Origin of the sequence: Pelistega europaea, assembly GCF_013133775.1 — a bacterium.
In the GTDB taxonomy this organism is placed as follows: Bacteria; Pseudomonadota; Gammaproteobacteria; order Burkholderiales; family Burkholderiaceae_B; genus Taylorella; species Taylorella europaea.
Window position 1 is genome coordinate 232,600 of the sequence record NZ_JABGBO010000001.1, and the last position, 12,018, is coordinate 244,617.

At 42.4% G+C, this 12,018-nt stretch carries 9 protein-coding genes and 1 tRNA gene; 6 read left to right on the plus strand and 4 right to left on the minus strand.

The features are described 5' to 3' along the window. Positions 1-13: 13 nt before the first annotated feature. Entirely contained in the window at positions 14-1,354 is a 1,341-nt protein-coding gene (brnQ, locus tag HKX40_RS01040) for a branched-chain amino acid transport system II carrier protein (protein WP_171587706.1), read from the minus strand. A gap of 344 nt (positions 1,355-1,698) precedes the next feature. On the opposite strand from brnQ, the gene trhP reads away from it, so the two are divergent. Beyond that, positions 1,699-3,096, plus strand: coding sequence for a prephenate-dependent tRNA uridine(34) hydroxylase TrhP (gene trhP / locus HKX40_RS01045; protein WP_171587707.1), 1,398 nt, complete (start codon positions 1,699-1,701; stop codon positions 3,094-3,096). A 249-nt stretch (positions 3,097-3,345) separates the two neighbouring features. Here trhP and HKX40_RS01050 read toward each other — a convergent pair whose 3' ends face one another. Beyond that, on the minus strand, positions 3,346-4,545 hold the full coding sequence (locus tag HKX40_RS01050) for a sugar transporter (RefSeq protein WP_171587708.1): 1,200 nt from the start codon (positions 4,543-4,545) through the stop codon (positions 3,346-3,348). A gap of 459 nt (positions 4,546-5,004) precedes the next feature. Between HKX40_RS01050 and HKX40_RS01055 the strand changes: the two genes are divergently transcribed. Further along, on the plus strand, positions 5,005-5,895 hold the full coding sequence (locus HKX40_RS01055; protein WP_171587709.1) for an NAD(P)H-hydrate dehydratase: 891 nt from the start codon (positions 5,005-5,007) through the stop codon (positions 5,893-5,895). Between the two features lie 86 nt (positions 5,896-5,981). On the opposite strand, the gene HKX40_RS01060 is transcribed toward HKX40_RS01055, so the two are convergent. Next, a tRNA-Arg gene (locus HKX40_RS01060) sits at positions 5,982-6,056 on the minus strand. Positions 6,057-6,226: 170 nt separating this feature from the next. Between HKX40_RS01060 and HKX40_RS01065 the strand changes: the two genes are divergently transcribed. Then, on the plus strand, positions 6,227-6,718 hold the full coding sequence (locus HKX40_RS01065; protein ID WP_171587710.1) for a c-type cytochrome: 492 nt from the start codon (positions 6,227-6,229) through the stop codon (positions 6,716-6,718). Positions 6,719-6,936: 218 nt separating this feature from the next. Here HKX40_RS01065 and HKX40_RS01070 read toward each other — a convergent pair whose 3' ends face one another. After that, positions 6,937-8,598, minus strand: a complete 1,662-nt coding sequence (locus HKX40_RS01070) for a glutamate--cysteine ligase (protein WP_171587711.1) — start codon at positions 8,596-8,598, stop codon at positions 6,937-6,939. Between the two features lie 329 nt (positions 8,599-8,927). Between HKX40_RS01070 and metX the strand changes: the two genes are divergently transcribed. The 3 genes from metX to HKX40_RS01085 are packed head-to-tail and all read left to right on the plus strand — an operon-like array spanning position 8,928 to position 11,915. After that, complete coding sequence (gene metX / locus HKX40_RS01075) at positions 8,928-10,085, plus strand: homoserine O-succinyltransferase MetX (protein WP_171587712.1); 1,158 nt, start codon at positions 8,928-8,930, stop codon at positions 10,083-10,085. After that, positions 10,082-10,678: a methionine biosynthesis protein MetW gene (gene metW / locus HKX40_RS01080; protein WP_171587713.1), complete on the plus strand. Its 597-nt coding sequence runs from the start codon at positions 10,082-10,084 to the stop codon at positions 10,676-10,678. Before metX ends, metW begins: the two co-directional genes overlap by 4 nt. A 13-nt stretch (positions 10,679-10,691) precedes the next feature. Then, a complete protein-coding gene (locus tag HKX40_RS01085; protein WP_171587714.1) occupies positions 10,692-11,915 on the plus strand; it encodes an AmpG family muropeptide MFS transporter in 1,224 nt (407 codons plus the stop codon). The last annotated feature ends 103 nt before the right edge of the window (positions 11,916-12,018 follow it).

Below are 12,018 nucleotides of genomic sequence, written 5' to 3' on the forward strand. Positions count from 1 at the left end.
CTGGTTATTAGTCCTATTTAGTGTTGTTTAGCATATGGGATTGTAAATGAACAATCGCTACACTCACTACAAAACCAACTACCGCAGGCATTACCCAACCCATACCAATATCATACCAAGACAAATAAGTATTTAAGTAGTCTAGCATAGTGCTAGGTAAGCCAAATGCCGTTTTCCATCCCTCAAGAATGCCTACAATCAAGGTCAACCCCATGGTGACTTGGTAGACGAGTTTATGCCCTTTAAACAATGAATGTAAAAAGCTAAGAAGAATAATCACCATGGTTAATGGGTAAAGTAACACTAATACAGGGACAGAAAATTGGATAATGCCGCTCAATCCCTTGTTGGCAAGTACACACGAAATTAGTGTAAATAAAATGGCAAAACCGCGGTAGGACAGGCGCGGATAAATACGATGAAAATACTCTGAGCAAGCGGCAATTAGACCTACAGAAGTACTTAAGCACGCTAGTAGGACAATCACTAATAACAGGACATTGCCTGCCGTACCCCAATAAAAAGCTGCTACTTGTGATAATACTGCTGCACCATTATTGAGAATACCAATCTGAGCAACACTACTGGCTCCCATATAGGTAACCATAGCATACACAATACCCAAGCATACTGCTGCTAATAGGCCAGCACCAATGGTCATGCGTAACAAAGGTTCTACTTGAGTGACGCCAGCTTGTTGCAAGGCTTCAATGACGATAATAGCAAAAACAAGTGAAGCTAATGCATCCATGGTTTGATAACCATCAACAAAACCTTGAATAAAAGGATGTGTTTGATAGCTTTGCTGGGCAGCTTGTAAGTCCCCCATGGGTTGAATGAAGGAGGTAATTGTTAAGATGGCAATGCTTAACAACAAGACTGGAGTTAATACTTTACCAATGCGATCAATGAGTTTCCCAGGGGACATGGCTAACCAATAAGCAATGGCAAAGAAAACCACTGAAAATAGTGCTAATGCCCACTCTTTTGACCATGACTCTCCAAGAAAGGGAACTACACCGATTTCAAAAGACACTGTTGCGGTCCTGGGCATGGCGAACAAAGGGCCAATGGATAAATACAATGCTATGGCAAAAAGTAGGCCAAAAGTAGGACTGACGCGTGATGCTAAGGTTTGTACATCTTTGGTACCAGAATAAGCCATAGCAACAATACCTAATAAAGGTAAACCAGCTCCTGTAGTGACAAAGCCCAAAATAGCAGGCAACAGCTTATCCCCAACTAGTTGCCCCATATTAGCAGGAAAGATTAAATTTCCAGCCCCAAAAAACAAGGCAAAGAGCATTAAGCCAGTTGCCACAAACAAAGATTGAATAGATTGTGTGGTTTTCATTTTTTAATCATTAGAAAAAGTTTCTAGTAGTGTTTTGCAACCACTTGCCTGTGTCTGCATTATTTTCGATGCATAGCATTGGTTAATGAGTTATTAGTCTGTCTAGTGCTTATCACCACAGCACATCTTTTTATTTTACCAAAAGGGTAGTTGTTGTGAACTATTTTACAAAAATGTTGTGCAGGTAAATCTCTCATTTCATCTTCTACAAAGCGTGGGTGCAAGTAGTATATTTTTACTTTAACTTGTACAAACAAAAGGAATTTTCTGTTGAAACGGCTTCGTGCTAAAATAGCCCCATCAGTCAAAATGGTTTGATTGACTTGCTTATAGAATTTATCACTATGAAATCTCCAGAACTACTCTTACCCGCAGGTGGTTTAGAGCGTATGCGTGCTGCTTTTGATTTTGGGGCAGATGCGGTTTATGCTGGCCAACCTCGTTATTCTCTCCGTGCTCGTAACAATGAATTCGTTCGCTTTGAGAAGATGAAAGAAGCGATTGATGAGGCTCATGCACGTGGCAAAAAATTCTTTGTGGCGAGTAATATTCTCCCACATAACTCTAAGCTCAAAACTTATCTTGATGACCTTGCTCCAGTGATGGAAATGAAGCCTGATGCATTGATTATGGCAGATCCAGGCTTAATTATGAAAACTAAAGAGCGTTGGCCTGATGCGGTAATTCACCTTTCTGTCCAGGCGAATACAACCAACTACTGGGGTGTACAATTCTGGCAAAAGATGGGTGTTGAGCGTATCATCTTATCACGTGAGTTATCACTAGATGAGATTGAAGAAATCCGTCAAGAGTGTCCAGATATTGAGTTAGAAGTATTTGTGCATGGTGCCTTATGTATTGCTTACTCAGGACGTTGTTTGTTATCAGGCTATTTTAATCAGCGTGACCCAAACCAAGGAACCTGTACAAATTCCTGCCGCTGGGACTATAGATTACACAATACTAAAGAAAGTGATGCTGGTGATGCACAGTTATTAGAGGGCTTTGATTTTAACCGTATGCAAGAAGAGGCAAATGCAAGTTTTGCTGCTTGTGGCGGTGCACCTCGTCATCCACTAGCTGACCAAGTGTACTTGCTCGAAGAGGGTAATCGCCCTGGTCAATATATGCCGATTATGGAAGATGAGCATGGTACCTACATCATGAACTCTAAGGATTTGCGAGCAATTGAGCAGGTTGAGCGTCTTGTTAAAATTGGTGTGGATTCTCTGAAAGTTGAGGGTCGTACGAAGTCAGTTTATTATGTGGCGCGTGTAGCTCAAGCTTATCGTCGAGCTATTGATGACGCTGTGGCTGGACGTCCGTTTAATCCAGAGCTGTTGGCTGATTTAGAGGGGTTGGCTAACCGTGGTTATACACCAGGCTTTCTAGAGCGTCACCAGACCCAAGAGTATCAGAACTACCTGCATGGTTATTCTGTATCAAAGCAAAGTCAGTTTGCCGGTATTGTGACTGATGTTGATGCCGAAGGTTGGGCGACTGTTGATGTGAAGAACCGCTTTGCGGTGGGTGACACACTCGAAATTATTCACCCTAAAGGAAACCAACTGCTAAAAGTAGATGTCATTGAAAAAGAGGGAGAGAATATTGATGTAGCTCCTGGTAATGGTATCCAAGTACGCATTCCACATATGCAGGGCAAAGAAAAAGCTATTCTTGCTCGCTTATTAGATGAACCTGCTAAAGCAAAAATCCAAGAGATGATTGCTGGACGTGCATAATCAAAATCTTAACCTGCTTTGTAAATGAACTGCCCCCCATAAGTTGGATACCAGCTATGGGGGGCACCTTATCAGAAAATATATTGCACAATATAAGATAAACACTGTATGGCACAGTCTGAATAGCCAGGGTAGCTAGTAGGTAACGATAAAGATTGAAGTAGTCTGTACCCATATTAGACAATGGGTATTTTTAAATCATTTATATGGCGAATAATGACCAATAAATCGTCGTTCTGGCTAAAGATATTATTCAACCTTTACTGGTTGGGTCAGAACCCAAATCTTGCGAGTGACAAACCAAAAAAACAGCAACGCTGCAAATACAAAAGCGGCCCCCACTTGTGCCGTGTGTAGAACCCCTAAATGGTCGAGCACTAGACTTCCCACAAAAGCGCCACCACCGATGCCGATATTAAAAGTAGCTGAGTAGGTTGCGGTGGCTAAATCTGCCGCATCTGCTGCAGCTTCTAAAATCTTGGACTGTAAGCTCATATAAATAAGGGTAATGGCAATTCCCCAGCAGAGAGCGACAAATATCACAGTAAAACTATGGTGCTGTGCTGGTTCAAAAAGCATCAGGCAAGCGGTCATCAGAGTGGCACCAATGGTATAGGTATGTGTGTTGGTTATACGCGATAGTCGGGTAAAAATAATGCTGCCGATAATACCTGCAATCCCCATCGTAAAGAGGACGATAATAGAGAATTCTTCACTAAAGCCCCCCACCTCACGCAAATAAGGAGTAATGTAGGTGTAAGCACAGAAATAGCCAGTAATTGTCACCATGGTAAGTAAAAATGCTTGCATCAAGGTGGGACGCTTAAGGAATAATGGTAACGAAGATAAATCCCCTGAATTACGGCTGGGTAATTTAGGTAAGCGACTTAATAATAGTATGGTGACGATAGTGGCAATGACTGCAATCAATGCAAAAGTAACGCGCCATCCAACATGTTGTCCGATTGCAGTCCCGAGAGGCACTCCTAAAACTGTCGCAAGGGAAGAACCTGTCACCATAAAGGCCAATGCTTTTGCTCGATTGCCCAAGGGAGCAAGACGTACGGCTAATGGAATCGTGATGGACCAAAACACAGCATGAGAACAAGCAATCATCAGACGGCTCGCCATGAGTGAATAATAAGACCAAGCAAACGCCGATAAAATATGTGCTGCAATAAATAGTACAAACAAACAAATGAGGAGCTTTTTGCGTTCCATCTTAGCTGTGGCAAGGGTAAGGGGTAGACATAAGACTGTCACAGACCATGCGTAAATAGTCATCAGGCGTCCTGTTTGTGATTCAGGGACGTGAAGTGATTCGGCGATATTAGGGAGCAAGCCGATAGGAATAAATTCTGTTGTATTAAAAATAAATGCTGCGAATGCGAATAACGCAATCACGAGCCAAGAGTCGTTTTCTGAAGTACGTGTAGCTGTTGGAGACATGGGTGATTGATTTATGTGAAATTGGCAGTTATAACGAAATTCCCTGAGGAGGACGCTCTATGGCGGCAAGGTGGTTATATGCCATGACAAAACAATGCAATTGGTCGCTATTATACTCCTGTTTTTTCAAGGTAAATGTTATAAATTTTTGCAGTGCATCAATTTGTGAATGATTGTCTCAGAAAGGGGATTTGTTGCATGCTGGCAATCCATTTGTGTTCACAAAATAGAAACGGCCATTTGTCCGAGTACTTTGTAAAACTTGTTGTTTATGGTGGAGGATGAGGGGCAGGCAGTATTCGTCACCAAGGGAAGCTGATTGTTTTTTAAGGGGCGAGAGTTAAAGTGGGTAGGATGGTGATAAACAAAGACGATAAAAAACGACGGAAATTCATTAAAGAAAAGGCGGTAGGCATTACAATAGTAGAATCAATGTATAAAGTTGTTAGGAGAAAAAGAATGAGTAATCCAAATTTACAAGTTTCTGCTGAAGTGAGAGCATTATTCCCTGATGTATTTAAAGCACGCCCTGTAGATAGTCATAAAGGTACATTTGGTTCCTTAGGGGTGATTGGTGGTGCGTCAGGCATGAGTGGAGCAGCTGTACTTGCTGGAACTGCTGCAGCTTATATGGGGGCAGGTAAGGTGTGGGTAGGTTTTAATCAAGATAGTCTGCCTATGCCTATTATTCCTGGACAACCTGAAATTCTGCTTGCTACTGCCAAAGAATTGATGCAGCGTAAAGATATTGATGCATGGGTAATTGGGTGTGGTTTTGGCTTGTCTGATAGCTCTGCTGAGTTATTGCGTCGTATTTTGTTGTTAGGTATCGAACGTGCTGAGCATAATGTTCCCATGTTATTAGATGCCGATGCGTTAACGCTATTATCTTTACATGAAGATTTGGCAGCATTGGCTAGACAATGTCCCTCTATCATCATCACGCCTCACGCTGCAGAGGCTGCACGATTGCTTCATGTGAGTACGGAATTGGTTGCAGCAGATAGAAAAACAGCTGTGAGTGCTTTATCTGATCAATATGGTGGTATTGCTGTACTCAAAGGTTATCAAACTTTGGTGGCAGATGGTGCTGCCGTTTATCAAAATAATAGCGGTAACCCAGGATTATCAACTGGTGGTAGTGGAGATGTATTAAGCGGTATTATCGGTGCTTTGCTTGCTCAAGGTATCTCGGCATGGCAGGCAACACGTGCAGGGGTATGGTTACATGGTGCTGCTGCAGACTATCTACGCGATTTACATGGTGGTGAGATTGGTATGCTAGCAGGTGAGTTGCCAGTTGCGGCACGTGCCGTAAGAAATGCAGGTGTGATACGAGTGAAGGGATAGTTGGTAAGGGGGATGTCTAACACCCTCCCAAAGATTGAAAGCTCCATACCGAGGGATAATTTTGGGTTGGGCAAAAATAAGACTGGTGGCCTCTCCGACAGGAATCGAACCTGTATCAAGAGCTTCGGAAACTCTTATTCTATCCATTGAACTACGGAGAGAAGAGGCTCTAATGTATCAAGAATGTGCCACTGATGCAACAAACTTGCCCCCTTTTCACTAAAAATTAGGCTATTTTTTAAGGATATACTCAAGAGAGCTTACCTATCACCTTGAGTAAAGTTATAATGCCAGCATTCTCTATTATTTTCTTATTTAATTAGGATTTTTTATGAGCGCTAACAAACCATGCCAAGCTTTAACTAAATTGGTCGTTGCTTTACTCGTTCCTGTATTTGCAATTATTGCTTTGGTGCATACTTTTAGTTCTAATGGTTCCGATCCTGCACAACTGACAGCAGAAGCGACAGACGAACGTATTGCTCCAGTCGCTTTATACAATACTGGTGCACCTGCTTTGGTGCTTGGTGGCGAGAAAAAAGGCCCTCTTACTGGCGAGGAAGTGTATAAAAAAGTCTGTATGACCTGTCATGAGGCTGGCCTTGCTGGTGCTCCCAAGAAAGGTGACAATGGTGCATGGGCTCCTCGTATTGCTCAAGGCGAAGATACTATCTTTAATCATGCTCTTCATGGTCTTAATGGTATGCCTGCCAAAGGTGGTGACCCAGGTCTTAGTGACTTAGAAGTTAAGCGTGCTGCTGTGTTCATGATGAACTCATCTGGCGGTAGCTTTGAAGAGCCCAAGGATGAAGCAGCGAAGTAATTAAGCTATATTGTGTGCTGTGGCTGGATGAGAGCTTCTATAGCACACCATAGCATTTGCTCCATGGGCAACCGATTTTGCCCTCTGCTTATAAAATAAGTCCTGCTAGTGTATTACGAGCAGGACTATTTTTTTACTAGGTAAAACATAGACTGGTCAGCATAGTTGCAAATCTCATTGTTCAAGAGTGATGCCAACCTATATCAATTTGCAAGGTATTAACATTCAGGATGTAAAGTCAACGCCTTTGTGAAACATTGTAGATACTCTTCAAAACTTATGCTATCAGCAGCCTCAATCGCTGCTTGTTTGATAAAACTATCGACGCTTTGTTGTTCAAAAGCACGCGTTGTTTCAGAACTCAATGTGTACTCACGAATTTTCTGGGCATTTTGAGTGCTAATTTGCTGGAAATAAGCATTAAAGTCAGTCCCTGTTTCTTGTAGTGCCTTAATAACACGATGGGATGGGCAAAGTGTACTTTCTTGTAGTTTTGCCTGCTGCTGTGCTAGGGCTGATAAGTAGCCGTCATCATTTGTTTCTGCTGCGAGTAATTCAGCATAAGGGCGGATTTGCTCAATAAGTTCTAATCCCCATTGAGTCATTAAGACATTCCCTTTGTCGTTTTGTAATACTAACTCAGGGTTAAGGCCATTGTTAACAACAGCGTTAAAATTAGCCTCACTGATAGGGCATTCTCCTCCATGAGCAAATAGTGGGCTATCATGGATTGCGCAGAATAATAAGAATGAGTCAAGAAAATAGCAGGTGGTAGGGGTAATCCCAAGTGGGGCAAAGGGGTCAATATCAATACAACGTACCTCAATATATTGAATCCCATTTTTCATGAGTGCAGTGACTGGACGCTCACAACGCCCATGACTACGTTTGGGGCGGATGGTGGCATAGAACTCGTTTTCAATCTGGAGAATATTAGTATTGAGTTGAATCCACTTGCCATCTTTTTGGGTGCCGATTTTCTCATAAGCAGGCCATGATGTGGTCACTGCTGTATAAATCTGTTTGGCGAACGATTCCAAATCATTAAAGCAGGACTTTAAATTGGACTGTGCATCGTTGTGATAGCCTAAATCACTCATGCGTAGGCTGGTTGCCCATGGTTGGTAGTAGGTATTAGCAGTGGATGCCATGTCACTGTGTTCGTCAATGGTCGCCGCCCTTTCAGATGTGACTGCTTTATTAGGCATCATACCAGTTGTCATGTTGGCTCCACAATGAACCAAGGGCTTTAGCAATGCCTTTTGCTTATCATCTAGAAAACTAGCATTAACAGCTGGAGAGGCACCAAATAAGTACATTAATAACCATGAGTAGCGTTTGAAATTACGAATCAACGCCATATAACCGTTGTTTTGGCGCTCTTTAGGCGTATTTCCAGCAAAAGGTAATGCTTGCCATAAAGCATCAGGCAAGGAAAAGTTGTAGTGTAACCCAGCAATACATTGCATTTTCTTGCCATAGCGTACAGCTAACCCTTCACGGTAGATATGGCGCAACTTACCAGAGTTAGATTTACCATATTCAGCAATAGGGATGTCCGCTTCAGCAGGCAACTCGCAGGGCATGGATTGGCTCCAGAGACTTTGTTCAGGAAGTTGTTGGAGCGTAAATGCGTGTACTTCTTGTAGTTGTTTAAATAGGGCAGGTACTGAGGTATGTGGGTCAGTAATAAGCTCTATTAAGGATTCAGAATAATCTGTGGTAATGTTTGGATGTGTCAATGCAGACCCTAGTACATGAGGGTGTGCATCATGGGCGAATTGCAGTGAGTCATCTAAGCGAAGTGCTTCGCGTTCAATTCCGCGACGAATATCCTTAAGTAAAGCACGATGGGTGAGTAATTGAGAAAATTGTGGCACGGATATGTCCTTTTTAGAAAGCAACGCAAGGTGTTAGGAATCTGATGTGCCAGAATAACTACTCAAGCTAGCACAATATTATGTCATTGTTATAGCTCAAAGAGTGTTGTGCCTGATTGCTACACAACCACATCATATTAATCCACTGTTAACCTATACAAAGGTGATAGTCTTTGATAAAACTGTATAAAGACCCTATTAACACCTTTTAAAACATATTGAATTTGAATGCCTTATTGTATGATAGAAAACCTAATTTGTGATTAAAAAGCCTACGATTTATCAGCTTAAAATGGTAAAATCCTCCGATTATTATCTCTAGTAATATTATGACGCAATCTTCTGTTGGCGTAGTTCAGCCGATATATTTGGACTTTGACGAGCCACTCGCCCTTTCAAGTGGACAGGTGCTGCCTCGTTATACTCTTGCTATAGAGACCTATGGCAAACTGAATGCAGACGCTTCTAATGCAGTTCTCATTTGTCATGCACTAAATGCTTCGCATCATGTAGCGGGTGTTTATGCAGGTACCAATGAGGTTGGCTGGTGGGACAATATGGTAGGTCCTGGTAAACCACTTGATACTGATAAATTTTTTGTTATTGGAGTCAATAATCTCGGCTCTTGTTTTGGTTCTACTGGTCCTGCGAGCATTAATCCTGATACAGGTAAACCTTGGGGGTCTAGCTTCCCTGTTGTGACAGTAGAAGATTGGGTAAATGCACAGGCACGGGTTGCTGACCACTATGGTATCAAGAAGTTTGCTGCTGTGATGGGGGGGTCTTTAGGAGGGATGCAGGCATTGAGCTGGGCTATCCAATGGCCTGACCGCTTGGCAAATTGCATTGTGATTGCTAGTACTCCTGGACTATCGGCTCAAAATATCGCTTTTAATGAAGTAGCTCGTCGAGCTGTTATTACAGATCCCGACTTCCATGATGGCAACTACTATGAATATGGTGTTGTGCCTAAACGTGGTTTATCAGTGGCTCGCATGATTGGTCATATCACATATCTATCTGATGATGATATGGCTGAGAAATTCGGGCGTGATCGTCGCAATAAAGCAGAGGATGGACGCTATCGCTATGGTTATGACGTCGAGTTTGAGGTAGAGTCATACCTGCGTTATCAAGGGGAAAAATTCTCTAATTATTTTGATGCTAATACCTACTTGTTAATTACACGAGCCTTGGATTATTTTGACCCTGCTCGTCAGTATGGTGATGGAGATTTAAGTCGTGCTGTTGCACAAGTCAAAGCAAACTTTTTAACTGTATCATTTACTACTGATTGGCGTTTCCCTCCAGAACGCTCTCGAGAATTGGTAGAAGCCTTATTAAAGAATAAACATCATGTCACTTACGCAGAGATTGATGCCCCTCATGGGCATGATGCGTTTTTGCTGACAGATCCAACTTATCACAGCGTGGTGCGTGCCTACTTTGAACGTATTGCATCGCAGCTAACAGGAGAAGTAGCATGAGACCCGCTCAAAATGTAATGCGTCCCGACCTACAACGAATTGCTACATGGGTTGAACCTGGTATGCGAGTACTTGACTTGGGCTGTGGTACTGGTACTTTGTTGCAACATTTGCAACTCCAGAAACAAGTAGATGGGGTAGGCGTGGAGATTGACAACGATTGTGTTATTGCTTGTGTGACCAAGGGAGTAAACGTTATTCAGCAAAACTTAGAAGATGGTTTGGCCCTTTTTGCAGACAAGCAATTTGATGTTGTTGTGTTATCCCAAACTTTACAAGCTATGTTGAATACTGAACATATTCTCAAGGAAATGGCTCGTGTGGCTAAACGAGGGGTAGTCTCTTTTCCTAACTTTGGACATTGGACACATTGGTGGTCGATTTTTAATGGACGCATGCCAGTTACTGGTCAGATGCCTTATGAGTGGTACAACACTCCGAATATCCACTTATGTACACTTAATGACTTTGAGGCTTTGGCAAATCGTTTGGGATTGAGTATCTTAGAGCGTTGTACATTTAAAGAGGGTAAAGAAATTGCGTTTCTTCCTAGCTGGCGTAGTTCATTAGCACTTTACCATTTCCAATCTTAATGACTAGTTTCTTATGTTATTTAAAGAGTATCTTAGCCCTCGTGTGTTGCCGTTACTGGTGCTAGGCATGGCAAGTGGCTTGCCGTTGGCGTTGACAGGTGGGACATTGCAGACATGGGCGACGGTGGAAAATGTTGACCTTAAAAGTATTGGCTTTTTAACACTCGTTGGCATGGCATATCGGTTTAAATTTTTGTGGGCACCATTTGTTGATCGCTATGCCCCTCCCTTTTTGGGGCGTCGACGTAGTTGGATGGTCATCTCCCAGATATTGCTAGGCCTCACCATGATTGTAATGGGCATGTTTAAACCCTCTCAAGATTATGTGATTCTTGCGGGTTTAGCCGTGTTGCTGGCGTTTCTTTCTGCTACCCAAGACATTGCTTTTGATGCGTATAGTACTGAATTGCTTAATAGTGATGAGCGTGCTGCAGGCTCAGCGATTCGCACTTTAGGTTATCGCATCGCTATGATTATTTCTGGTGGATTGGCGGTAACAATGGCAGAGCGCTGGTTTGGTTGGGGAGGTATGTACATGGTGATGGGAGGCTTGATGTTTATCTTTGCCTTTATCAGTATTTTATCTCCTGAGCCTCAAGAGGTTCAGGCGCCTCGCAGTTTAGAAGAGGCTTTTCTTTTGCCTTTTAAGGAATTTTTCTCTCGCCCTGAAGCATGGACGATTTTGCTACTTATTGTCCTTTATAAGTTAGGAGATGCTTTTGCCAGTGCCTTGTCGTCTACTTTCCTGATTCGCGGGGCTGGATTTTCTGCAGAAACAGTGGCTTGGGCCAACAAGACTCTCGGTGTTATATCCACTATTGTGGGAGCCTTGTTTGGTGGTGCTTTAATGACTAAATTAGGACTTTATCGATCACTTATGTTATTTGGTATTTTACAAGGAGTCTCTAATTTAGGCTATTGGCTAGTCGCTGTTGTTCCTGAGAGTTTACCTGTGATGGTGTTGGCTATTGGCACCGAAAATATTTGCGGAGGAATGGGTACAGCGACATTTGTCGCTTTATTAATGGGATTGTGTAATATTAAATATACTGCGACGCAATATGCGCTTTTGACCGCCTTAGCAGGGATTGGTAGCACTTTTGTGGCAGGACCAATCTCTCCCTATATTGTGGAGGCAGTAGGCTGGCCAGTATTTTTCTTGATGACGGTAGTTATTGCTATACCAGGACTGATTTTATTGTATTTTCAACGAAATCGTATTAGTGCTATCCAGTAAACTTTTCATTTATATATGCTTTAATGATTTACAAAAAACATCTAATGAAAGGCTGCTGATATAACAATTTGCTAGTGCAAAATTAGGTGTTTTTTGTGCGTTG

What these genes read in the sequence shown, in the direction of transcription:
- HKX40_RS01050 (WP_171587708.1), bottom strand. Translation starts at nt 4,545, where the DNA reads ATGTCTCCAACAGCTACACGTACTTCAGAAAACGACTCTTGGCTCGTG.
- HKX40_RS01085 (WP_171587714.1), top strand. Translation starts at nt 10,692, where the DNA reads ATGTTATTTAAAGAGTATCTTAGCCCTCGTGTGTTGCCGTTACTGGTG.
- HKX40_RS01065 (WP_171587710.1), top strand. Translation starts at nt 6,227, where the DNA reads ATGAGCGCTAACAAACCATGCCAAGCTTTAACTAAATTGGTCGTTGCT.
- metW (WP_171587713.1), top strand. Translation starts at nt 10,082, where the DNA reads ATGAGACCCGCTCAAAATGTAATGCGTCCCGACCTACAACGAATTGCT.
- trhP (WP_171587707.1), top strand. Translation starts at nt 1,699, where the DNA reads ATGAAATCTCCAGAACTACTCTTACCCGCAGGTGGTTTAGAGCGTATG.
- HKX40_RS01055 (WP_171587709.1), top strand. Translation starts at nt 5,005, where the DNA reads ATGAGTAATCCAAATTTACAAGTTTCTGCTGAAGTGAGAGCATTATTC.
- brnQ (WP_171587706.1), bottom strand. Translation starts at nt 1,354, where the DNA reads ATGAAAACCACACAATCTATTCAATCTTTGTTTGTGGCAACTGGCTTA.
- metX (WP_171587712.1), top strand. Translation starts at nt 8,928, where the DNA reads ATGACGCAATCTTCTGTTGGCGTAGTTCAGCCGATATATTTGGACTTT.